Source organism: Arthrobacter sp. Sr33 (assembly GCF_054511195.1).
The window spans coordinates 93,916-117,259 of record NZ_JBTNDD010000009.1 but is presented as its reverse complement, the minus strand read 5'-3'; the positions used below and the strand labels follow the sequence as shown (position 1 = coordinate 117,259).

General features: G+C 62.4%; 23 protein-coding genes. 7 read left to right on the top strand and 16 right to left on the bottom strand.

Annotated features, from left to right (window positions below):
• Positions 1–26: 26 nt before the first annotated feature.
• Both map (ACX80T_RS12930) and ACX80T_RS12925 read right to left on the bottom strand, forming a co-directional pair.
• Positions 27–797: a type I methionyl aminopeptidase gene (gene map / locus ACX80T_RS12930; RefSeq protein ID WP_024477352.1), complete on the bottom strand. Its 771-nt coding sequence runs from the start codon at positions 795–797 to the stop codon at positions 27–29.
• Positions 798–880: 83 nt separating this feature from the next.
• The gene (locus tag ACX80T_RS12925; RefSeq protein WP_019483251.1) at positions 881–1,318 is read right to left on the bottom strand and encodes an RDD family protein; all 438 of its coding nucleotides are present in this window, start codon (positions 1,316–1,318) and stop codon (positions 881–883) included.
• A 263-nt stretch (positions 1,319–1,581) separates the two neighbouring features.
• On the opposite strand from ACX80T_RS12925, the gene glnA (ACX80T_RS12920) reads away from it, so the two are divergent.
• Positions 1,582–3,006, top strand: coding sequence for a type I glutamate--ammonia ligase (gene glnA, locus ACX80T_RS12920; RefSeq protein ID WP_019483252.1), 1,425 nt, complete (start codon positions 1,582–1,584; stop codon positions 3,004–3,006).
• Between the two features lie 69 nt (positions 3,007–3,075).
• Here the strand turns inward: glnA (ACX80T_RS12920) and ACX80T_RS12915 are convergent, their stop codons facing one another.
• From ACX80T_RS12915 to glnA (ACX80T_RS12900), 4 genes are all read right to left on the bottom strand, one after another.
• On the bottom strand, positions 3,076–3,207 hold the full coding sequence (locus tag ACX80T_RS12915; RefSeq protein ID WP_279325259.1) for a hypothetical protein: 132 nt from the start codon (positions 3,205–3,207) through the stop codon (positions 3,076–3,078).
• A gap of 131 nt (positions 3,208–3,338) precedes the next feature.
• Complete coding sequence (locus tag ACX80T_RS12910) at positions 3,339–3,539, bottom strand: AsnC family protein (protein ID WP_237742172.1); 201 nt, start codon at positions 3,537–3,539, stop codon at positions 3,339–3,341.
• 118 nt (positions 3,540–3,657) lie between these two features.
• Complete coding sequence (locus ACX80T_RS12905; protein WP_459304612.1) at positions 3,658–6,669, bottom strand: bifunctional [glutamine synthetase] adenylyltransferase/[glutamine synthetase]-adenylyl-L-tyrosine phosphorylase; 3,012 nt, start codon at positions 6,667–6,669, stop codon at positions 3,658–3,660.
• Between the two features lie 13 nt (positions 6,670–6,682).
• Positions 6,683–8,023: a type I glutamate--ammonia ligase gene (gene glnA / locus ACX80T_RS12900; protein ID WP_024477355.1), complete on the bottom strand. Its 1,341-nt coding sequence runs from the start codon at positions 8,021–8,023 to the stop codon at positions 6,683–6,685.
• 132 nt (positions 8,024–8,155) lie between these two features.
• On the opposite strand from glnA (ACX80T_RS12900), the gene panB reads away from it, so the two are divergent.
• A complete protein-coding gene (gene panB / locus ACX80T_RS12895; protein WP_116778124.1) occupies positions 8,156–9,040 on the top strand; it encodes a 3-methyl-2-oxobutanoate hydroxymethyltransferase in 885 nt (294 codons plus the stop codon).
• Positions 9,041–9,043: 3 nt separating this feature from the next.
• Here the strand turns inward: panB and ACX80T_RS12890 are convergent, their stop codons facing one another.
• Positions 9,044–9,208: an SPOR domain-containing protein gene (locus ACX80T_RS12890; protein ID WP_019481305.1), complete on the bottom strand. Its 165-nt coding sequence runs from the start codon at positions 9,206–9,208 to the stop codon at positions 9,044–9,046.
• Between the two features lie 60 nt (positions 9,209–9,268).
• Here ACX80T_RS12890 and map (ACX80T_RS12885) point away from each other — a divergent pair, with 60 nt between their 5' ends.
• Positions 9,269–10,147 carry a type I methionyl aminopeptidase gene (gene map / locus ACX80T_RS12885; RefSeq protein ID WP_024477357.1) on the top strand — a complete coding sequence of 293 codons (879 nt, stop codon included), beginning with the start codon at positions 9,269–9,271 and terminating at the stop codon, positions 10,145–10,147.
• 60 nt (positions 10,148–10,207) lie between these two features.
• Entirely contained in the window at positions 10,208–11,047 is an 840-nt protein-coding gene (gene ppgK / locus ACX80T_RS12880; RefSeq protein WP_019481307.1) for a polyphosphate--glucose phosphotransferase, read from the top strand.
• Between the two features lie 111 nt (positions 11,048–11,158).
• Here ppgK and nrdR read toward each other — a convergent pair whose 3' ends face one another.
• From nrdR to ACX80T_RS12860, 4 genes are all read right to left on the bottom strand, one after another.
• A complete protein-coding gene (nrdR, locus tag ACX80T_RS12875) occupies positions 11,159–11,656 on the bottom strand; it encodes a transcriptional regulator NrdR (RefSeq protein ID WP_019481308.1) in 498 nt (165 codons plus the stop codon).
• Between the two features lie 112 nt (positions 11,657–11,768).
• Positions 11,769–13,130 carry a histidinol dehydrogenase gene (gene hisD / locus ACX80T_RS12870; RefSeq protein ID WP_116778125.1) on the bottom strand — a complete coding sequence of 454 codons (1,362 nt, stop codon included), beginning with the start codon at positions 13,128–13,130 and terminating at the stop codon, positions 11,769–11,771.
• A 90-nt stretch (positions 13,131–13,220) separates the two neighbouring features.
• Entirely contained in the window at positions 13,221–14,525 is a 1,305-nt protein-coding gene (locus ACX80T_RS12865; RefSeq protein WP_026040871.1) for a cation:proton antiporter, read from the bottom strand.
• Positions 14,526–14,684: 159 nt separating this feature from the next.
• Positions 14,685–15,788, bottom strand: coding sequence for a D-TA family PLP-dependent enzyme (locus ACX80T_RS12860; protein WP_459304610.1), 1,104 nt, complete (start codon positions 15,786–15,788; stop codon positions 14,685–14,687).
• A 224-nt stretch (positions 15,789–16,012) separates the two neighbouring features.
• Between ACX80T_RS12860 and ACX80T_RS12855 the strand changes: the two genes are divergently transcribed.
• Positions 16,013–16,684, top strand: coding sequence for a dihydrofolate reductase family protein (locus ACX80T_RS12855; RefSeq protein WP_459304609.1), 672 nt, complete (start codon positions 16,013–16,015; stop codon positions 16,682–16,684).
• 119 nt (positions 16,685–16,803) lie between these two features.
• Here the strand turns inward: ACX80T_RS12855 and ACX80T_RS12850 are convergent, their stop codons facing one another.
• Both ACX80T_RS12850 and ACX80T_RS12845 read right to left on the bottom strand, forming a co-directional pair.
• Entirely contained in the window at positions 16,804–17,967 is a 1,164-nt protein-coding gene (locus ACX80T_RS12850) for a calcium/sodium antiporter (RefSeq protein WP_459304608.1), read from the bottom strand.
• Positions 17,968–18,050: 83 nt separating this feature from the next.
• Positions 18,051–18,887 carry a DUF6671 family protein gene (locus ACX80T_RS12845; protein WP_459304607.1) on the bottom strand — a complete coding sequence of 279 codons (837 nt, stop codon included), beginning with the start codon at positions 18,885–18,887 and terminating at the stop codon, positions 18,051–18,053.
• Positions 18,888–19,141: 254 nt separating this feature from the next.
• Between ACX80T_RS12845 and ACX80T_RS12840 the strand changes: the two genes are divergently transcribed.
• Positions 19,142–20,089 (top strand): sodium-dependent bicarbonate transport family permease, encoded by a 948-nt coding sequence (locus tag ACX80T_RS12840; RefSeq protein ID WP_459304606.1) that lies wholly within the window; start codon positions 19,142–19,144, stop codon positions 20,087–20,089.
• A 5-nt stretch (positions 20,090–20,094) separates the two neighbouring features.
• On the top strand, positions 20,095–20,412 hold the full coding sequence (locus ACX80T_RS12835; RefSeq protein WP_019481316.1) for a P-II family nitrogen regulator: 318 nt from the start codon (positions 20,095–20,097) through the stop codon (positions 20,410–20,412).
• A 332-nt stretch (positions 20,413–20,744) separates the two neighbouring features.
• Here the strand turns inward: ACX80T_RS12835 and ACX80T_RS12830 are convergent, their stop codons facing one another.
• The 3 genes from ACX80T_RS12830 to ACX80T_RS12820 form a co-directional block, all read right to left on the bottom strand.
• A complete protein-coding gene (locus ACX80T_RS12830) occupies positions 20,745–21,113 on the bottom strand; it encodes a DUF1622 domain-containing protein (protein ID WP_019481317.1) in 369 nt (122 codons plus the stop codon).
• Between the two features lie 103 nt (positions 21,114–21,216).
• On the bottom strand, positions 21,217–22,566 hold the full coding sequence (locus ACX80T_RS12825; protein ID WP_116778130.1) for an APC family permease: 1,350 nt from the start codon (positions 22,564–22,566) through the stop codon (positions 21,217–21,219).
• Positions 22,567–22,986: 420 nt separating this feature from the next.
• Complete coding sequence (locus ACX80T_RS12820; protein ID WP_165802564.1) at positions 22,987–23,319, bottom strand: hypothetical protein; 333 nt, start codon at positions 23,317–23,319, stop codon at positions 22,987–22,989.
• Positions 23,320–23,344: the final 25 nt, after the last annotated feature.

Below are 23,344 nucleotides of genomic sequence, written 5' to 3'. Positions count from 1 at the left end.
TTCTCACCGAAGCGAGGTCGGCCCTTTTAGTTGGGTAGCGTAAGGATTTCGGCGCCGTCGTCAGTGATGGCGATGGTGTGTTCGCTGTGGGCCGTCCGGCAGCCGGTGGCGCTCCGCAGCGTCCATCCATCAGGGTCGGTGACGAGGGTCGCAGTGTCCACCATGACCCACGGCTCCAACGCGAGCAGCAGCCCGGGCCGGAGCACATAGCCACGTCCTGGCCGACCCATATTGGGTACATGTGGATCCTGGTGCATCGTCGAACCGATGCCGTGTCCACCAAATTCGGTGTTGATCGGATACCCCGCATCGGTAAGGACCCGACCTATTGCGTAGGAAATGTCGCCAATCTTCACACCGGGACCCGCTGCGGCTATGCCTGCCTTCAGGGCACGTTCGGTGGCCCTGATCATCTCCACGCTCTCCGTGGGCTGAGCCTCGCCGACGATGAAGCTGATCGCCGAATCAGCGGCAATGCCGTTCTTTGATACGGCGAGGTCGAGGGTCAGCAGGTCCCCGTCCGCGAGAGCGTAATCGTGGGGCAATCCGTGAAGCACAGCGTCGTTGACCGCGGTGCAGATGTAGTGACCAAACGGCCCGCGTCCGAACGACGGCGCGTAGTCCACATAGCAGGATTCGGCACCGGCGTCGGCAATCATCGTCTTCGCCCAGTTGTCGATGTCCAACAGGTTGGTGCCGACTCTCGCCCGGCTCTTCATCGTCTGCAGGATGTTGGCGACCAACGCTCCGGCGTCTTTCGCCCGGCTCAGTTCGGCCTTGTTCAGGATCTCGATCATTCGGTGTCCTTCGTTTGAAGTCAGTGTTTATCCGGGTCAGCCTAGGAAGCCGCGCTGTCCCCTGATGCGGTGAGGAGTTCTGGTCAGATCCTGACCAGAACTGTTTGGACTGCACGGTCGTGGACTCCGCGCTGGTCGCGGTCCACGATGACGGCCGGGATCACCAGGCAGATCAGGAGGGTCCGGACCAGCGCCTTGCCGTACCCGGCCGGGCGTCCCGTGAGCGTCTGAACCTGCATGCCCATGATTCGATGCCCGATGCTGTAGCCAAAGAACCCTACGAGCAGGACCTGGGTGAGGGCGAAAATTCCCAGGGTGGCAAAACTGTTGTAGTCGAAGAAACCGTAGGAGATCAGCGACGCCAGCGCCCAGTCAATGAGCAGTGCGCCGACCCTGCGGCCGGGACGGGCGATTGATGCGGGACCGGTTTTGGGACGCCCCATCCCCTTGCCCGGCCAGTCGGTGGAACTGTCGGAGGGGGTTCCGCCGAGCCATGAGCCGATGTCGTTTCTGTCTACCACCCCTTAATCTTAACGCGTTCACACCGCGGGGCTGCGCGTCGCCGTCGTCGTCATCCAGACGCCTCATCGGACCCGCAGCGCCAAATCAGGCTAGGCTGAAAGAGCCTTTAGTCCAGACCAGCCATTAAGTAACGTGCCGGAAACAATTGCGACACCAGTGGGAAACTGCCAACTCGTACAGTTGTAATCATTGCGGCGGCGGCGCTCAATGCCACTGATCTGCGCCCGGTCGTTATCCCCCACATGCGTTAGGAGCATAAACGATGTTCAAGAATGCGGACGAAGTCCTCAAGTTCATCGCTGACGAAGACGTGAAGTTTGTCGACGTCCGATTCACCGACCTTCCCGGAGTGCAGCAGCACTTCAACGTTCCTGCGAAGACAGTCGATGCAGACTTCTTTGTGAACGGGCAGCTGTTTGACGGGTCATCGATCCGCGGCTTCCAGGGAATCGCCGAGTCGGACATGCAGCTGATACCGGACCCCACGACTGCGTTCATTGATCCCTTCCGGATGGAGAAGACGCTCGCGCTGAGCTTCTCGATTGTGAACCCTCGGACCGGCGATCCTTACCACCGTGACCCTCGCGGCGTGGCAGAACGCGCTGAGGCTTATCTGAGCTCAACCGGCATTGCGGACACCGCGTTCTTCGCCCCGGAAGCCGAGTTCTACATCTTTGACAACGTGCAGTACGAGTCCCTGCCCCAGGGCAGCTTCTACAAGGTTGACTCGATTGAGGCTCCCTGGAACAGCGGCCGCGAGGAAGAGGGCGGGAACCTTGGCAACAAGACCCCGTTCAAGGGCGGCTACTTCCCTGTCTCTCCTGTCGACAAGCAGGCTGACCTCCGCGACGCGATCTGCGTCGAACTGGACAACGCCGGCCTCGAGGTTGAGCGGTCCCACCACGAGGTAGGTGGCGCGGGCCAGGCTGAGATCAACTACAAGTTCACCACCATGACGCATGCTGCTGATGACCTGCAGAAGTTCAAGTACATCGTCAAGAACGTTTCCGATGCGTGGGGCAAATCGGCAACGTTCATGCCGAAGCCTGTCTTCGGTGACAACGGTTCGGGCATGCACTGCCACCAGTCGCTGTGGAGCGCCGGCGAGCCATTGTTCTACGACGAGCGCGGCTACGCGGGACTCTCCGACATGGCCCGCTGGTACATTGGCGGCCTGCTGAAGCACGCCTCGGCGGTACTGGCATTCACCAACCCGACGGTGAACTCCTACCGTCGCCTGGTCAAGGGCTTCGAAGCACCGGTGAACATGGTGTACTCGCAGGGCAACCGCTCGGCTGGTATCCGAATCCCGATCACGGGCTCCAACCCGAAGGCAAAGCGCATCGAGTTCCGTGCGCCGGACCCCTCGTCCAACCCGTACCTGGCCTTCGCAGCCCAGCTGATGGCTGGCCTTGACGGCATCAAGAACCGGATCGAGCCTGCTGATCCGATCGACAAGGACCTGTACGAGCTCCCCGCTGAGGAAGCCAAGGACATCCAGAAGGCTCCGGGTTCACTGGAGGAAGCTCTGCTCGCCCTTGAGGCCGACAACGAGTTCCTGCAGGCCGGCGGCGTCTTCACCCAGGACCTCATCGACACCTGGATCGAGTACAAGCGCGAATTCGAGATCATCCCGCTGTCACTGCGCCCGAACCCTTACGAGTTCGAGCTCTACTACGGCGTCTAGTCTCTAGATGGCAGAAGACCCGCACGGATCACCGTGCGGGTCTTCTTTTTGCGCTAAAGCTGCGGCGATTCAGTAGGACGCTTCATCGAGAGATGTGAGCACCATGACGGCGTCCCGCACCGCTGTGCTGACCTTCGTGGCAGCTTCGATACCGATTGCTCCGACCGCGGCGAGCAGTGATCGAACACCAGATTGCGTCATTGCACTGTGGTCCATCATCACGAGCATCCTTCCTGAAGGTTCTTTCCTGATACCAAAAGGTACCGGCTGATGCTGATGGAACTGCGCAAGCTGCCGCCGTGAATCCTGGACCGTGTCGTGGGTACGAAGGTCTAGCGCTTCCCGTACCTCTTGTGCACGGCCTGACGGGTGACCCCGAGTGCCTGGGCGATAGCCTCCCAGGACAGCCCCGCCTGACGTGCCTGCCGGACGGCCACTGTCTCGGCCCGGCCAACTTCCTGACGCAGTTCGCTGACGGCTTGCAACCGGTTGACCGGTCCGCCGTCGTCGAGCGATCCGACGAGCGTTTTCATGCGTTCCACCTCCATGATGTCAACCATAGTTGACAACTGGCTTGAATTTCTAGTGAACTCCGTCGGCTGGATGGGTAACTCCCGTCGGCAGGACCCGGAACCGGACCAGAAAAGTGCCTCAGTAGCCGTAGAAGGACCGCTCGAAGATGGCCCGGCTGCGACGGGTGAGCCGCAGGTAGTCCTCTTCCAGTAACGCACCCATCCCGGGGCCGTAACCACACCAGCGGGCCACCGCCTCCAGGTCACGGCGCGACGACGGCAACAGGTCTGATGCCTTGCCGCTCCAGATCACGTTCGCGGCCCGCACCCGGCTCGAGAGGCACCAGCTTTGACGCAGCGTGAGCACGTCGGAAGCGGACAGTAGCTCGGCAGCCTCGATCGCGTCCATTGCCGCAAGGGTCGAGGTGGTCTTCAGGGCATCATTCGCGTGAGCGTGCTGAAGTTGCAGCAGCTGCACCAGCCACTCGACGTCGCTCAGCCCTCCCCTACCGAGCTTCAGGTGCCGCGACGGGTCGGCTCCCCGCGGCAGCCGCTCCGATTCCATCCGGGCCTTGATCCGGCGAATCTCCCGCACCCCCTGGCCCGAGATGGTCTCCGGGTAGCGGATGGGGTCGATCAGTCCGGTGAATGCTGCGGCGAGGTCATCGCTTCCTGCGATGGGCAGGGCACGCAGCAGGGCCTGCGACTCCCAGACCAGCGACCACCGCCGGTAATACTCGCGGAAGGACTCGAGCGACCGCACCATCGGACCCTGTTTCCCCTCGGGGCGCAGGTCGGCGTCGATTTCCAGGACCCGCTCCGCCTGGATTGCCGGAGAGCAGGGCTGCTGCAGCAGCGCCGACAGTTGGCTGACGATCCGCTCCGCCTGCCCCTGAGCCGCCGCCTCGCTCGCCCCCTGACGGGCACGGTGCACGTACATCACGTCGGCGTCCGACCCGTAGGTGATCTCACGGCCACCCTGCCGCCCCATTGCCACGACGACGACGTCGGTCAGCGGCTCCTCGTTCGCTAAGACAGCACCCTCTGCGACATGCAGCGCGCCGAGGATCGCTGCCCGGTCAGTCGCGGACAAGGCGGCCCCTACCGCGGCCTGATCCAGCAGCCCTGAGCTGTCGGCGATGGCGATGCGAAGCAGTTCCCGGCGGCGGATCAACCGGATCAGCCGCATCGCTTCGCGGGGTTCGGGGTGCCGGGACATTTTTGACTGGATTTCTGTCCACTGGGCTTCAAACCCGACCGGGATCAGGTCCTTGTCGTTGCCGAGCCACTTGGTGGATTCCGGTGACACTTCCAGCAGGTCGGCGATGAACCGGCTACTGGAGAGGATGTGGCATAGCCGTTCAGCAGCCGCCTTGGAATCACGGAGCATGCCAAGGTACCAGTGGGTCTGGCCGAGGCCCTCGCTGAGCCGCCGGAAGGCCAGCAGGCCCGCGTCGGGGTCCACCCCATCGGCCAGCCAGCCGAGGAGGACCGGCAGCAGGTTGCGTTGCAGCGCCGACCGCCGGCTCAGACCCGAGGTGAGTGCCTCGATGTGACGCATCGCGACTTTGGGGTCCAGGTAGCCCAGGGCGGCGAGCCGCGCCCGGGCTGCCTCGGGGGTCAGCTTGACCTCGTCGATGCTGAGATTCGCGGCAGTGTTCAGCAGCGGACGGTAAAAGATGTTCTCGTGCAGGCCCCGCACGAGGCGCTTGGTCTGCTGCCACTGTTCAATCAGGGCTGCCGCGGCCGGGCGGGTGGTGCTTTGGGCGCCCTGGGATGACATGGCGAGGGCCCGTCGCGACGCGTCGTCCTCGGGCATCAGGTGCGTGCGGCGCATATTGACGAGCTGGATCCGGTGCTCGAGCACCCGCAGGTAGCGGTACGACTCGTCGAACGCCCTGGCGTCGGTCCTACCGATATAGCCTGCGGCGCTGAGCGCGGCGATGGCCGAGGTCGTGTCACGGATCCGGATCGACTCGTCGGCCTTGCCATGCACCAGCTGGAGCAGCTGGACGGTGAATTCGACGTCCCGGAGGCCGCCGGGGCCGAGCTTGAGCTGACGCTCCGCCTCATGGGACGGGATGTTGTCGGTGACCCGGCGGCGCATGGCCTGCACCGAGTCGACGAAGCCTTCACGCTCCGAGGAGTTCCAGACCAGCGGCGCGACTGACTCCTCGTAGCGACGCCCCAGATCGGCGTCGCCAGCGATGGTCCGGGCCTTCAGCAGTGCCTGGAACTCCCAACTCTGGGCCCACCGGGCGTAGTAGGACAGGTGGGAATCGAGGGTCCTCACCAGTGGGCCTTCGCGCCCCTCGGGCCGCAGGTTGGCGTCCACCTCCCACAGCCCGGGCTCAATCCCGCTTGACGTAATAGCCCGGGAAATTCCGGAGGCCAGCGACGTCCCAATCCGGACGGCAAGCTCCTCGGCGAGGTCTGGTGCCTCAATCACGTAGATGACGTCGACGTCGGAAATGTAGTTCAGCTCTCCCGCACCACACTTGCCCATCCCCATTACCGCGAGGCGCACCGATGCTATGTCAGCGGCCGAGAAGCTGTCAGCCAGTTCCGCCCGTGCAACAGCCAGCGCTGCCTCAACCGCGGCGGCTGCCAGATCGGCCAGCTCCTTGCCGACGGTCGGCAGATAGTCCACCGGCGACGCCGAGCACAGGTCCCTGACCGCCAGTTCCACCAGGTGACGGCGGTAGCGTGCCCGCAGCAGCGCGTACGATTCCTTGCCACCCCCGGCCGCGACGGGGGTGCCCGACGACGGATCGGCGCCGACCGACTCGAGCAGCGAAGACCGCAACAGTTCCGCTGACACCCCGCCGGGATTCCGGCTAGGGCTGACCTTGACGGTGTCCAGGTGCTCGGGTCGCCGCATCAGGAATTCGGCAAGGGCCTCCGAGGCGCCGAGCAACCTGAACAGCGGTTCGCTGCCCACACCGCCGTCGGCCACCACGGCCGCAAGATCAGGTTGTACCGCCAGGAGCCGGACCAGGGATTGCAGCGCCAGATCGGGGTTGGCTGAGCGCGCCAACCCGCCGAACAGCGCTGCCTCCGGAATGTCCCGCAATTCGGGCGCGTCCAGAAAGCGGGAGCTTTTTTCGAGGTCGGTGAAACCCCGGCTGATGAGTTGGCGGTTGAGGCTCATGGCGGGCGCCAGTTTAGAGGATCCCGAGGTTACGGCGCAGCTCGTATGGCGTGACCTGGATGCGGTAATCATGCCATTCGGCCCGCTTGTTCCGCAGGAAGTTCTCGTAGACCTGCTCGCCCAGGATTCCCGCCACGAGTTCCGAGTCCTCCATGACCCGGATGGCGTCATGCAGGCTCGCTGGCAACGGGTCGTGGCCCATGGCGCGCCGTTCGGTGGCGGTCAGACTCCAGACGTCGTCCTCGGCACCCGGTGGCAGCTCGTAACCTTCCTCGATACCCTTCAGACCCGCACCGAGCAGCACCGAGTAGGCGAGGTACGGATTGCTGGCCGAATCGATGCCGCGATATTCGATGCGGGCTGACTGGCCCTTGTTGGGCTTGTACAGGGGAACGCGGACCAGGGCTGACCGGTTGTTGTGGCCCCAGGAGAGGTAGCTTGGGGCCTCTCCCCCGCCCCAGAGGCGCTTGTAGGAGTTCACGAACTGGTTGGTGACGGCAGTGAATTCCGGTGCATGCTTGAGGATGCCGGCAATGAACTGGCGTGCTGTCTTGGACAGCTGAAACTCGGCGCCCGCTTCGTAGAACGCGTTGGCGTCGCCCTCGAACAGGGAGAAGTGGGTGTGCATCCCGGAGCCGGGGTGGTCGGAGAACGGCTTCGGCATGAAGGTGGCATAGCTGTCCTGGGTCAGCGCCACCTCCTTGATGATGGTTCTGAAGGTCATGATGTTGTCGGCGGTCTGCAGCGCGTCGGCGTAGCGCAGATCGATTTCGTTCTGGCCGGGACCGGCCTCGTGGTGACTGAACTCCACCGAGATGCCCACCGATTCGAGCATCGCGACGGCGGTGCGCCGGAAGTCCTGCGCCACGCCACCGGGAACATGGTCGAAGTAGCCGGCCTGGTCCACGGGCACAGGCTGTCCATCGGGTCCCAGCTCATCGGATTTGAGCAGGTAGAACTCAATCTCGGGGTGGGTGTAGCAGGTGAAACCCATGTCGGCGGCTTTCGCGAGCGTCCTTTTCAGGACGCCGCGCGGATCGGCGGTGGACGGCATGCCATCGGGGGTGAGAATGTCGCAAAACATCCGCGATGTGGGTTCTTTCTCTCCACGCCACGGCAGGATCTGGAAGGTCGAAGGATCAGGCTGTGCCAGCATGTCGGACTCGAAGACGCGGGCCAGCCCTTCAATGGACGAACCGTCGAACCCCAGGCCCTCCTCGAATGCGCCCTCCACCTCGGCCGGAGCCAATGCCACCGACTTCAGGGAACCCACAACGTCGGTGAACCACAGCCGCACAAACCGCACATCGCGTTCCTCGATGGTACGCAGTACAAATTCCTGCTGCCGGTCCATAGCTACCCTCTTTCATGCTGTCGGTGTGTGTCCCGGGTGTCATCATGAGTGTCGGTCCACCAGTTCACTCTACTGATACTCACGCATTGTTAAGCCCGCGTGCCACCCGGGCTTCTGAAGTAGGCTCGACATATGACTTCAGCAGAGATTCCAGCGCCCTACGGCACGGGTGCCCGCGATGCCGACGCCGGGGCCGCACCGGCCGCGTCGCAGCCGCGGACTCCGGCCCGGATCCGCACTCATCACCTGCAGCAGGCGAAAAATGATGGACGCCGCTTCGCCATGCTCACTGCCTATGACCAGTACGCCGCGGAGATCTTCGACGACGCCGGCATCGAGGTGCTGCTCGTCGGCGACTCTGCCGCCAACAACGTGTTGGGCTACACCACCACCCTGCCGATCACCGTCGATGAGATGATCATCTTCTCGCGTGCCGTCATCAACGGTGCCTCCCGGGCGTTGGTGGTCTGTGACCTGCCCTTCGGCAGCTACGAAATCTCCCCCGCGCAGGCCATCGAATCGTCGGTCCGCCTGATGAAAGAGGGAGGGGTTCATGCCGTCAAGATGGAGGGCGGCCGCCACTACGCCGACACCGTCCGTGCCCTGACGACCGCCGGTATCCCCGTCATGGCCCATATCGGGTTCACCCCTCAGAGCGAGCATGCCTTGGGCGGGTACCGGGTCCAGGGCCGTGGGGACGCTGCACAGGAACTGATTGACGACGCCGTCGCCCTCGCCGAAGCCGGAGCGTTCTGTGTGCTCATGGAGATGGTGCCCGCCGAGGTGGCTGCCGCCGTCGACCGCGCCGTTCGCGTACCGACCATTGGGATTGGCGCAGGCAACTCGACCACCGGCCAGGTCCTGGTATGGCAGGACATGGCCGGGGTTCGTACGGGCCGCCAACCCAAGTTCGTCAAACAGTTTGCCGACGTCCGCTCAGTGCTCGCAGCGGCTGCGACGACGTACGGCGAGGAGGTCCGGAACGGGACGTTCCCCGGGCCGGAGCACAGCTTCTAGGAGCTACTGCTCGTCCTCGGCATCCCACGCCTGGTTTCGCTGGGCTACTTTTTCCAGGGCACGCTCGGCCTCCGCACGTGTGGGGTAGGGCCCAATCAGTTTCCGCCAATCTGACTGCGCGTCCTCCTCGATCTCGTGGGTTTGCACGTTGTACCAGAACTCGGCCATGAGGGTCCTCCTTGATGGTGACTTTCGGCGGGACGCCGTGGCGCCTATAAGATCAAGAGTATGCCTCAGCAATCCGTCAGTGCACCCGTTGGAACACTCGAACCAGGAACCGTCAGTCCCCAACTACCGGTCCCGGTGAGTATTCCGCGCCCCGAGTATGTTGGGCGCAGCGGACCTGCCCCCTTCACCGGGTCCGAGGTCAAGACTCCCGAAACCATCGAAAAGATCCGCCGTGCGAGCCGGCTGGCCGCACAGGCCATCGTCGAGGTTGGCCGCCACATCGAGCCCGGGGTGACCACCGACCAGCTGGATCGGGTAGGCCACCAGTTTCTCGTGGACCACGGCGCCTACCCCTCGACCCTGGGCTACCGCGGATTCCCGAAATCGCTTTGCTCCTCCCTCAATGAAGTGATCTGTCACGGCATCCCCGACACCACCGTGCTGCGCGACGGCGACATCCTGAACATTGACATCACCGCCTACCTTGACGGCGTCCACGGCGACACCAACTACACGTTCCTGGTGGGCGACGTCGACGACGAATCCCGCCTCCTGGTCGAGCGCACCAAGGAATCGCTGAACCGTGCCATCAGGGCGGTGGCTCCAGGCCGGGAAATCAATGTCATTGGCCGGACCATCGAGTCCTATGCCCGCCGGTTCGGCTATGGAGTGGTGCGCGACTTCACCGGCCACGGCGTCGGCGAAGCCTTCCACACCGGGCTGATCATTCCCCACTACGATGCCGCCCCGGCCTATAACCGGATTATCGAACCGGGCATGACCTTCACCATTGAACCCATGCTCACCCTCGGAACCATCGAGTGGGACATGTGGCCGGACGAGTGGACGGTCCTGACCAAGGACCGCCAGCGCACCGCCCAGTTTGAGCACACCCTTTTGGTGACCGACAGCGGCGCCGAGATCCTTACCGTCCCCTAACCACCGGGTTCCCGCGGCGCTCCGCCGCGCCGGCGACCCCCCACCTACACCTGGAGAACCATGGGCAAGAGCAGCGAGAAGAAGCACGGCAAGTCCCTGCCGAACACAGTGATCGGCATCGATATCGGCGGCACCGGCATCAAGGGTGGCATCGTCGATCTGGTCGAAGGTGAGATCGTTGGGGAGCGCTTCCGCGTGCCCACCCCGCAGCCCTCCACTCCTGAGGCCGTCGCCGAAGTCGTGGCGCAGATTGTCGCTGAGTTGTCGACCCGGCCCAGCGCACCCGGCCCAGAGGTGCCGGTCGGTGTCACCTTCCCGGCCATCATCCAGCACGGTATCGCCCGTTCCGCAGCCAACGTGGACCAGAGCTGGGTCGACACCGACGTCGACGGCCTCTTCAGCAAAGTGCTGGACCGCGATGTGCACGTCATCAACGACGCCGACGCAGCCGGTCTCGCCGAGGTGCGGTACGGGGCTGGCAAGGGGGTGGACGGCACTGTTCTGGTCATTACCCTGGGGACCGGGATCGGTTCGGCGTTCATCTTTGACGGGAAGCTGGTACCTAACGCCGAGCTCGGGCACCTGGAGATTGACGGGTACGACGCCGAAACCCGGGCCTCAGCAGTCGCCCGCGAACGTGACGGCATTGACTGGGACGAGTACTCGGTCCGCCTGCAACGGTACTTTTCGCATGTCGAGTTCCTCTTCTCACCGGAGCTGTTTATTGTCGGTGGCGGCATTTCCAAGCGCAGCAAGGAGTACCTGCCCGGACTGAACCTGCGCACCCGCATCATCCCGGCCCAGCTGAGGAACCAGGCGGGCATCGTGGGCGCCGCACTGCAGGCAGCACTGCACTTCAAGCGCCTGGCGAAACTGGCCGCAGCAGTCCCCGACGCGTAACCATCGCGGCGTCGTTGTCGGGCGAACGTCGACGACGCCACGATGGTCTGTGAGTGGTTGGTGCCGGTGGTGGCGTCGGCTTCCCCTCCGCAGCCACCACCGGAGCTTGTGTTACTGCGCGGTCAACGGCCTTTGGGTGCCCGTCGGCGCAGTTGGCGCTTCGCCCGCTTCGCGGCGCAGTTTCGCGATAGCCGTCTCGAAGTCCTCGAGGGAATCGAATCCCCGGTACACGCTGGCGAACCGGAGGTAGGCGACCTGATCCAGCTTCTGCAGCGGACCCAGGATTGCCAGACCCACCTCGTGGGCATCGATTTCCGCGGCCCCACTGGCCCGGATCGATTCTTCGACTTCCTGCGCGAGCAGCGCGAGGTCGTCTTCGGTCACCGGACGTCCCTGACAGGCTTTCCGTGCACCGTTGATCACCTTGCTGCGGCTGAAGGGCTCCCCGACGCCCGAGCGTTTGATCACGCTGAGGCTTGTCGTCTCAACGGTGGTGAATCGCCGTCCGCACTCCGGACATTGACGACGCCGGCGGATTGCCGAACCATCGTCGGCCAGGCGACTGTCGACCACCCGTGAATCGGCGTTACGGCAGAAGGGACAAAACATGCCGCGCCTTTCGATCAGTGGGGACAGGCAGCCGGGCTACCGTGTGGAACACCACCATTCTAGAACTAGATATGGGAAAACTACAACAGTGTCATTACTACATGTAGTGGTTTCAGTGGAACCGGGCGGTGACGGCATCACCGTGGGCTGGTAGGTCCTCCGCGGTGGCCAGGCTGGTGATGTGCTGGCTCACTTCCTCGAGAGCCGACCGGTTGTAGTTGATCAGCTGCACCGCCTTCAGGAAGGTAGTGACGTTCAGGCCTGAAGCGAAGGATGCGGTCCCGCCGGTGGGCAGGACGTGGTTCGACCCGGCGCAGTAGTCGCCCAGGCTCACCGGGCTGTAGTCCCCCACAAACACGGCACCGGCGTTACGAATCCGGCTGGCCACCAGTGCGGCGTCGGCGGTCTGAATCTCCAGGTGCTCTGCCGCATACGCGTCGCAGACAGCGATGCCGTGCTCGACGTCGTCCACCAGGATGGTGCCCGACTGCTGACCTGCGAGAGCCTCGCGCACCCGGTCGGCGTGTTTTGTGGTCGCAATCTGCGCCGACAGGTGGCCCCGGACACGAGCGGCAAGGTCTTCGGAGTCGGTGATCAGAACCGACGCAGCGTTGGGGTCGTGTTCGGCCTGGCTGATCAGGTCTGCAGCAATCAGCCGCGGATCCGCGGTGTTGTCAGCCAGTATGGCGATCTCAGTGGTGCCAGCCTCGGAATCAATCCCGACGGTCCCCTTGAGCAGCCGCTTGGCGGTCGCGACATAAATGTTGCCCGGACCCGTCACCACGTCCACCCGGTCGATAGCGTCGTCGCCCTCGCCGCCGTCCACCCCATAGGCAAATGCTGCGATGGCCTGCGCGCCGCCGATGGCGTACACCTCGGTAATGCCCAACATCTCGGCCGCCGCGAGAATGACCGGGTGCGGGAGCCCTCCGAATTCCTTCTGTGGCGGGGAGGCGAGAGCAATCGATTCGACTCCGGCCGCCTGTGCCGGCACCACATTCATCACTACAGAGGACGGGTAGACAGCCAATCCGCCCGGAACATAGAGGCCCACGCGGCGGACCGCTATCCACTTGTGCGTCACGACGGCGCCCGGGGAGATTTCCACCTCGACGTCGTCGGGAACCTGCGCGGCGGCGAAGCGGCGGGCACGATCGATCGACTCGGCCAGGGCCAGCCGTACATCCGGAGCGAGTTCGGCCAGGGCCTTGGTCAGGGCCTCCCGCGGAACCCGCGGAGAGGCCTGCTCGACCCCGTCGAACCTCAGCGCTAGCTCGGTCAGCGCGACCAGGCCGCGTTCCCGCACATCGGCGAGGATCGCTGCGACCGGGGCCTCAACGCCGGAGCCTCCCATTTCCGGTCGTGGCATCACTGCGCTGAGAGCCACGCCGGTAAGGGCACTGCCTCGCAGATCGATGGTCCGGAAGTCAGCGAAAGAGTCGGCGGAGGGCTGTTGGGCGAGCGAAATATTCACGCTCCAAGTCTAGCGGGCAGCTCAGGACAACCCCGCTGATGCCCGGGCGTCGACCAACATTTCATGAAGGTCGCACCCGGTGGTCCGTCGTCAGATGGCGGTCCTTGGAGCGGTGCCCTCCGTGCCGGATTCCCGAAGCGCCTTGCGTTCCCGCGCCTTGTCCAGGGCATTGATCATGGGTGCGGCGGTGACGCCGTGAAGGAGGATCGACATGACGATGACCAAGCCGACAATGCGCCATAGAGTCTCATCCTCGCTAGCGAACTCGCCCTTGGAGAGGGCGTAGCTGAGGTAGTAGATGGAACCGATACCGCGGACGCCGAAGAAGGAAATGACGGCGCGTTCCCAGGGCCCGGTGCTGCCTCGTGCGAGGCTGATCCACGCCGCGATGGGCCGCACCAGCAGGAGGAAGGCGAGCGCAACAAGGATTTCACTGAGGGTGACTCCTGCCAGCAGTCCCCTTGCCACGGCGCCGCCCAGTAGGACGAGCACCACCACTGTGAGTAGCCGTTCGAGCTGCTCGATGTAGCTGTGCAGCACTCCGTGGAACCCGTGCGTCTGTTCGCCTGAGCGGATAGTCACGGCGCAGACGAAGACGGCAATGAACCCGTATCCTTCGACCATTTCGGTGACCCCGTAGGTGAGGAAGGTGGCTGCGAGAGCAACAAAGCCCTCGGAGTGACTGGCCAGCCGGGCGCTCTCGATTCGGGACTGGAAGAAGATCCTGCTCAGCAGCTTGCCCATTCCGAAGCCCAGTAGGCATCCAATGGCTATCCGCCAGACCACATCCAGGGCGACAAACTCGGGGAACCACGCCGAAGGCGAACTACCCACCAGGCTGATGGCGATGGCGAGATAAACGAACGGGAAGGCAAGGCCGTCGTTGAGCCCGGCCTCGGAGGTAAGCCCGAATCGCACCTCATCCTCGCCTTCGAGTTCTTCCTCCGTTTCGGAGGGCGCTCCGACCTGCACTTCCGATGCCAGCACCGGATCCGTGGGCGCCAGGGCCGCCGCGACGAGGATCGCTCCAGCCAGCCCGAGGCCGAGCACCCACATTCCGAGCAGCGTGAAAACGATCAAACACAGCGGCATCGCGATCCCGAGCAACCGCCAGGTGGTGGCCCAACGCTTTAGTCCCACCTTTCGGTCCAGGGCTAGCCCCGCGCCCATGAGGGACACGATCACGCAAATCTCACTCAGGTGAATTGTCACATCGCTGTACGCAATCGGGTCCGGGTCCGGCAGCCCTTCGGCGAAATAGAACACCACGAAGCCGGCGGCAAGGAACATCATTGGCATCGAGACCGGGGCCCGCAGCAGCAAACGTGGCAGCAACGCGGCTGCGAAGACAGCAATCCCGGCGGCAGCGAATATCACACTCGGTGTTTCAAACACCGGTACCTCTTTCGTTATGCGGACTAGTGCACCCTGTGTGAACCACGCAAGAGTAGGTTACGCCGAATTGGCACTGCACGTGACGAGCGCCTAGCTTCTGCCTTTCCCGCGATGCTGGGCCGCACCCTGGGGGTGCCAGCCCCCAGAGTGCGAGAGGGGCTAGTTGTTTTTACCGCGGGCGGCAACCCGCCAGCGGTCGACGACGACGCCGCTGCTCAGTACCGTCACCTCGTCCACGAGGTTCATGGTTAGGCACACATGGTTGGGAATCACCCGCAACCGCTCGCCCAGTGCTGGCAGTTGTGCACCGTCGGGCCAGCTGACCGTGGCATGGTGCTCGGACAGTGCGCTAATACGGGCTTCGGGATGGTCCGCGAGCCGCCCGAACCCGGTGGCCCAGGCTGGGCGGTCACTGCCGATCACCTTGCTGCCAGCATCCAGGATGACTCTGCGTGGCGCGTGAGCGTCACCTTCATGGCGGCTGACAACAGTTGACGCGATAGTCAAAGCAATATCGTCCAGGGTGCACCGCCCCAGCTCCAGCTGTTGAGCGTCTCCGAAGACATACACTCCGGGTCGGACTTCGGTTGCCGCTGATGTGCGTGTGAGGGTAGCCGTCGGGGTCGACCCGCCGCTAATCCGGGAGACCTCGAACCCTGCGGCCCCAACCAGCCGGGCTGCTTCCGCGAGCGCTTCCTGTTCCTGATCGGCTGCGCTTACTGGCATACCCGGCGCATAGCTATGCCCAGGGAAGGTGAAGACCCCCGACACCCTTAGCCCGGCCTCGGCCGCCGAACGAGCGACCTCAACCGCTGCCGATGGGCTCACCCCGCTGCGATGGTGACCGCTGTCTATCTCCACCAGGATTTCGATCCTGTCCGCGGCACCCGAAAGCGCCTTGCCCATCGCGCGAGTGGCTTCGACTGAATCCGTCCCGACGGCGACCCGTGCTGTGGCGCTGAGTTGAATCAGTCGGCGGGCATGATGGGGAGTGACCCAGAGCGGATAGGCGATGAAGAGGTCCGTCGCACCATGGTCCACAAAGATTTCAGCTTCCCCGATGGTCGCTACCGTCAGACCCACCGCACCCGCGGCCAGCTGTAGTGCGGCGATCTGCGGGATCTTGTGGGTCTTCACATGCGGTCGAAGACCCATCCCCTTGCCTTGCACCACCGTGGCCATCCGATCGATGTTGCGCTGGAGGGTGTCCAGGTCAATCATGACCTCTGGGGTCTCAATACCTTCCGGCACAGGATTAATCATTCCTCCATAGTCCCCTGCCCTCCCCCACATGCGTGGGTGGGCTCGAGGCATTCTCGTCAGGACCCGGCTGATGGTTGTCCTCGACACCACCACTGTCACGATCGCGGCCGGACTCCTTGCGGGTTTATCGCGGGTTGCGCTACGGTCGGCGCAGCCTCGTCAGAACGGCCGCGTTGGCTGTCCTGAGTGTCGCCGTCGACCCCTGGCTGGAAGGTAGAAGCCCAATGTCGCTTGTTCGTGTTCACAATTTTTCTGTCTCGATCGATGGATTCGGCACGGGCGAGGGGCAACAACTGGACGCGCCTTTCGGGCATGCCGGGACGCGCTTGCTTGAATGGGCCCTCCCGACACGCACTTTCCAGCGCTTGGGTTTCCACGGCGAGGAACGGGGCTCCAACGGTGTCGACGAAGTCTTCGCCAGCCAATGGGCCTCCGGCATCGGAGTCGAAATCATGGGCCGGAACAAGTTCGGGCCTCAGCGCGGCCCGTGGGCCGACGAACAGTGGAAGGGTTGGTGGGGAGACAATCCGCCCTTCCACACCCCTGTAGTCGTCCTGACTCACCACTTACGTCCGACACTGGCCATGGACGGCGGCACCACATTCCACTTTGTGGACGCCGAGCCTGCCGAAGCGCTCGAACAGGCTCGCACCCTCGCCGGCGATCTCGATGTGCGAATCGGCGGTGGCGCCGCCACCGTCCGGCAGTTCCTTGAAGCCGATCTGGTCGACCAAATGCACCTGGTTCTTGTCCCGATCTTCCTTGGCCGGGGGGAACGGCTGTGGGACTCCCTCGAAGGGCTCGAGGAACGCTTCCACATTGAGGCAGCGCCCTCCCCCAGCGGTGTCATCCATCTGACCTTCGACCGACGTCCGGGACCCCCAAGTGAGCGGTGACCATGGTCATCACCTGTTAGCGCGCCAATGACCCTGCGGCGGGCCCACATAGTTCCCGGTCAGAGCCATACTTCGCAGTGTTTCCCTGTCCTCGGGTGGGCAATGGATCCGCGCGGTAATTAGGGCACGGAGTTGGGGTTTCCGGCTTGGTTTAGCTTTCGCCCCTTGTGGAGCCCAACTTCGAACGAGGTAAAGGAGATGAGGGTTACCGCGATCAACGGAAGTACGAACCAGGCCATGGCAGCGGTGAATCCGCCGAGCGCGTCGTGTGCTGTAGCGGCCAGCACAACGTAACCGGTGTAGGCGAGGTATAGCCCCACGAACAGAATGCCTTCCCAGCGTGCTACGGCAAATCCGGTGAATGCGATGGGCAGCAAGGCTACTGAAGCCGCCAGCATTACCGGCATATCGAACGCGACCGCGGCAGTGGCCACGGTAATGCCTTCAAGAGAGATCAGTGCCGGAAGACCGAGGACCACCCCGATGTTGAATATGTTGCTGCCCACCACGTTACCGACGGCCAGGTCCCGTTCACCTCGCCACACCGCGATGATCGATGTTGCCAGTTCTGGCAGTGACGTTCCGACTGCCACTACGGTCAACCCGACCACGAGACTGCTCACGCCCAACGAGGAGGCGATGCTCACTGCACCGTCAACCAGCAACGAAGCACCAGCGACCAGTAGGGCTACCCCCAGCAGTACGAGCAGGAGCGATCTTACGAAGGAGTCGGCGCGCACCACCGTTTCCTTCTCCTCCGCTTGTTCTTTGGTCGAGTCAGCGGTGGTTGGGGTGTTATGCAAGTTCGGTGTGGTGTGAAGGCTTTTGACCTCCCGTCGACTGACGAGAATGGTCATCACAGTGTGCACCACAACGACACTGAACAGGAGCAGCCCATCCAGGGCGCTGATACTCCCATCCAGTGATAAGAGCAGCAGACCGGCAGATAGGCCAACCATTAGGGGCAGATCGAAGCGCACCAATCGTTGCTTCACGGCAATGGGCAGAATTAAGGCGGATATTCCCAGAATGAGCAGGACGTTGACGATGTTACTGCCGACCACGTTCCCCACTGCGAGGCCCGGTTCATCGCGGATCACGGCACCGATGGTCACGGCCAACTCCGGTGCTGAGGTTGCCGCCGATACGACAGTGAGCCCGACCACCAGCGCAGAAATTCCCGCACGTCGGGCCAGCGATGACGCTCCCCGAACCAGAAATTCTCCCCCCAGAACAAGCAACATCAGGCCGACCACGATCCGTCCGACGTCAAGAGCATCCATGGGTAAAAGTGTACGGGGCTACCTACGGCTAGCTGCCGGAAGGGTTCAAAAGGGCCAGGACATTGCTTCGAGGTTGATTCAGGTCAAGGGTTGCAGTACTCGCAGAAGCGCGGGTCGGCTCGGGGTGGGTCAGTCAGCTCGCGAGTGCAGCGGTACTCACAGTTGATGCACCCATAGATGACGGCGCGGGTTTCGCTTGTGGGTTCACCGCAGCTGGAGCACTTCAGCCCTGAAATTCGCTCCACTTTCCAGAATCCTGGGCTGGCGCACTCCGGGCATCTGGAGCGAATCCGCTGCGAAAGATCTTCCGCAGCGAGGCGGATAGTTTCCATACGAGTGGGATTGGCGCAAGCACGCATATCTGTCTCCAGAAAGACCTGCCCTTCCCCCGATTGGGCCTGAGCGGCCGAAAAGGCCAGCTCCAGCTCGGTCCAGTTGGATAGTCCCTTACGGAAGGCGGGGTCCTGCTCGCCGTCCGGTCGAACAACTAAGTGATGGTCAGGAAACTTGGATCTACAGGCAAACCCGCGGGCCTCCGCCCAGTCCGCGGTCAGCAGATGAGAGAAATTCGTCTTACCTTGGGCCATGGCGACAATCTCCAGCTCACGGCCTGTGTCGATCCATAGGATGAGTTCAATATTCCAGGGAAACATTCCAAGGTAGGGATCTGTTGCAAATGAGCCCTCGCTGGCGATACCAATTGGCAGTCCCGACAATTTCATGCCCATCTGCGCCTTCCTGCGTGCAGCCTCCAGCTGTGTGCCGGCGCGCGGAATGTCACGGGTGAAAGTACCGAGCAGATCAGTATCGTAGCCTGCAACATGTTCAACCCGGCAACCAAGCGCATCGTCTAGCACCGGGCCGATGACCCGCTCCTTGCCATGCTGGGTAAGTAGAGCTATCCGTTCACCCGGATACATGGGGAGCGGCATTGGTGTGCCGACATGGATAGCGGGCATTTGCAACCTCTCCGTGGACGACCCCAGACAGGAAGGATAGGTGCCCTTCTTGGCTGGGTCTTCCGTGACTTAATACATGAAGTATAGTTCAGGAATAGAATTCCGGAGACGATGAGGAGCCGTCATGGTGTCTTCGGTGTTCATCCCACACGCCAGCGCACAGACAGCGAATTTTCACCAATGCCGACGTTTGTGCAGCAGTAAGAAAGGCCCACGTGATCGATCCCATCATCCTTTTCTTCCTGCTCGGCGCAGTGGCGGGACTCCTGCGTTCGGAGTTGCGCCTACCGGCAGCAGTTTACGATTTCATCAGCATTGTGTTGCTGCTATCCATCGGCCTCAAAGGCGGTATAGAGCTCGCCAGACAGCCCTTCGTCACTCTGCTGCCGCAGATGCTCGCCGTTGTTGCGCTGGGGTTCCTTCTCTCGCTGGTTGCCTTCCCCACACTCCGCTATCTGGGTCGCTTCAACCGAGCAGATTCCGCTTCCATCGCAGCCCACTATGGCTCAGTGAGTGTGGGCACTTATGCGGTGGCCGTCGCTTACCTGGGTAGCCGCGAGATTGCATTCGAAGAGCACATGCCGTTGCTCCTGGTGTTGATGGAAGTGCCAGCCATCATTATGGGAATCATTCTGGCCCGAGGCCTCTCCCGCGAAACCAGGTGGAAATCAATTGGCCATGAGGTTTTCCTTGGGAAAAGCGTGGTGTTGCTCCTGGGTGGGCTTCTCATCGGATGGCTGGCGGGCCCGGATGGGCTCTCTTCGATTGAGCCGTTCTTTTTTGACCTTTTCAAGGGATTCTTGGCCCTTTTCCTGCTTGAGATGGGGCTCATCACGGCGACGCAGATCGGCAGCCTACGCAAGCACGGAATTTTTCTCGTCGCCTTTGGAATAGTCATGCCACTCTTTTCCGGCCTGGTCGGGACCGGGCTCGGCTGGGCTTTGGGCCTCTCCATCGGTGGAACCATGGTTCTTGCCACGCTAGCGGCAAGTGCGTCGTACATCGCGGCGCCAGCAGCCATGCGCATTTCAGTTCCCGAAGCCAACCCAACCCTTTCGCTGGCCGCCTCGCTGGGGATAACGTTCCCGTTCAACGTACTGATCGGAATTCCGATCTACTACACGATGGCCGCGTGGGCACATACTGCTCTCGCTGGAGGATGAGACTGATGCAAAACCGAACAACTAAGCTGCTAACAATCATCACCGAATCGGTGCTTGAAACCACACTCGCGCGCGAGCTCGACCGACTGAATGCTCGCGGCTACACCATCACCGATGCGCGAGGGAAAGGCCACCACGGCGTGCGTAACGCCGGCTGGGAACCGAGCAGCAACATCCGCATCGAGGTGGCATGCGATGAAGCGACGGCCGGGGCGATCGCCGGGTTTCTCGAAAAAAACTATTCCGACAACTACGCAATGATCTTGTTCACGAGCGACATCGAAGTCCTGCGTTTGAACAGACCGCCCAGCACCGCCACGTGAGAAACTCCGGCCGTTAACGGCAAGCAGCAGGACAGCCGGCCGAAACGCCGCGATCCGCCAGCTATGACACAGGCATAGTCTTCTGCCCCACCATGATCGCGGCACCAACCAGGAGCTTGACCTAGCCCAGCCAAGCCCGAGAACGCCCCACAAGGGCACAGCTAACCGAACCGTCCCGTGAATCAAGCCGCCTGCTTGTTGGCGATGAGGAATATTCGGACAACCGATCCACTGTCCTGCGCCCTGCACGCTGACGGAGGTCGGGAGGACACTGCATGGGCATCGTCGCGATCCTTTTTACAGAAAATAGCGGCATCGAACCCGGGCTTCATTTATGCAGTTGGTTCCTTTGCTGGTGACTTTTGCCAAGGCCACCTGCCGGTAATCTCGAGTTCAAGCGAGAAGCTGAGGAATGTTCGGATCAGGACGATCAGACCCAGCACGCCGACTGATTCAAAAGTGGGGGTTACTGCAACGGTCCGAATGATGTCCGCTGCTACCAGCAGCTCAAGGCCGAGAAGAATGGATCTTCCCAGTCTTCGGCGGTAAGTCTCGTAGGTCTTGTGGCCTTCGTTTTTTCGCCGTCGCAGCAGGGCGCCAGCGGCAATCAGGCTCGCAGCGATGATACCGATCACTATCGCGGCGACACCGGCCGCGTCGACCGCTTTACCAATCCCTTCCATCACTTCCTTGAATTCCACTCTGCTGCACCTGCCTTTTATGTCGGAGAACCGAGCTGAGGTTCATCGTGAGGACACTCTGAGCCGTTCTGAAGTTAGTTGCAACGACCGCTGGTGACGCGTGTCAGTCGGACTCGTGCCGGGTGGACGTTCCTTCCGTGGGCGCGGCGTCGTCGTTCCGTCGGCGTACCACGAGCCATTGGGTCACAACGATGATCAGGGCGACGACGGCGGTGATTATCAGGGTGAATGGGTCTGATTGCGCTTTGAGAAGGATGAAGGGTATCAGGACGGCGACGTCGAGGACGATCGCCACCCAGGGGATCCAGGTTTTGGCTTCGACGTCGTCCTTCAGGTGCCGGATGATGCCCCAGTGGATGGCGATGTCCATGACCAGGTAGAGGATCGCGCCGAGGGAGGCGATCTGGGAGAGGTCGAAGAAGGCGGCCATGAGGATGGCTAGTCCGGCGGTGATGTATAGCGACTGGTGTCCCTCTTTGCCGGGCAGGCCGGGGGCCTGGCCCATGTCACGGAGCATGTCGTAGAGTTTCGAAACTGAGAACAGGCTGGCGACTAGTCCCGAAAGGGTAGCGACCACCGCGATCGCCACGGTCAGGCCCACCCCCCATGACCCGAACGCCGGCTCCGCTGCTTCCGCGAGAGCATAGTCGCGGGCCTCCACGATCTGAGGGACGGTGAGGCTCCCGGTGACCGCGACGGTAATCATCAGATAGAGCACGGTGCACAGGCTGATGGCGATCATGATGGACCGTCCAATATTGCGTTTGGGATCACGCAGGTCCCCGCCCTGGTTGGTGATCGTGGTGAATCCCTTATACGCCAGAATGCACAGTGCGACCGCGCCCAGAAATCCCAGGAGCCCTGCATCCGGTGGTGTGCGGTCCGTGGTGGTGAACAGGTCCCCCAGGGAGGAGAGACCGGCGGTGAGGATCCCGGCAACGGCTAGGACCGCGATGCCAACAATCTTGATCGCTGCGGTGACCGTAGCGGAGCGTTCCACCAACGTATTGCCCACCAGATTCACCAACGCTGCACCCGTAATGGCTATTACAGCCAGGACCGGTACCCAGAGGGTAGAGTCCTGCAGTCCGAAGGGACGCAGCAGATAGGTTCCAAAGGTGCGCCCAAGAAGGCTTTCGGCCAGGATCATCGACACGTACATGAATAACGAGAACGAGCCGGCAACCACCCCGGGGCCGTAGGCGGCCTTGAGCAGCATGGCGATGCCGCCGGAAGATGGATTCTTTGCGGAGTAGCGGATGTAGGAGTAGGAGCTGAACCCCACGACCACGGCGCCGGCGAAGAACGCCCACGGTACCCAGCCGCCGGCCAGTTCGGCCACCTGGCCAACGAGCGCGAAGATACCCGCCCCAATCATGACCCCGGTCCCCAGGGCCACGGAACCGGTCAACGACAGTTTCTGCTCATTCTTCGATGATGATTCGGCTTCCATGCGGTCATCCTTTCGCCTCATGCCTGCACCTAGTTTCTTTACGACTGTTCAGTTGGGCTTGCGTGTGGCGGGGAGGGCATAACCCAAAGGATCCCGTTGAGTCCCCAGCCGAGGATAGTGACGAAGAATAACACCCGTGACGAATCTGGTCGGCACCTATTCGATAGGTGGCATAAAGAGTCGGGGGTTCTCTCCCAGATCGAGGCTGTACTACTTTGTCGAAGAGATTTTAGTCGGTAGCAAGGGATGCGGCGCTGGCAGCTTCCAGGTATGCCTGCTCTTCCCAGTCCTCGAATGCATCATCGTCGAGGTCTACTTGTAGTTCTTGTTCCACGGTCGCTGGATAGAATTCTTCGTGCACCTCACCAATCACCCCTACCGGCATTCCTGGGGCAAGTTCAGGAAGGTCCTCCTGGTGTATTACCAGCAACGGCTTGATAATGACTGCATCGATGTCGACGACATCGATGCAGGTGGAACCGTGTTGCTTACAAGGGTAAACATGTTGGGGGAAATCACCTCTCCGACGATGGCGGCAATGGTAACTTCCTCGCCAACATAGAACTCCAGGTCGTCGAAAAACGCGGTGTCGTAAACCCCCGTGTAATCGGCGTAGGGCTGAGCTGGCTCGGACACTTCCTCTAGTACTTCATCGGTTTCCGCCGTCTCCTCATTGACGAGGCTCGGCAGGTCATCGTCGGGACCTGCGCACCCGTTTAGCACGAACAATGTGACGGGGAGGATAGCTACCACAGCCGCTCTGCGCAGCGTTTGCCTA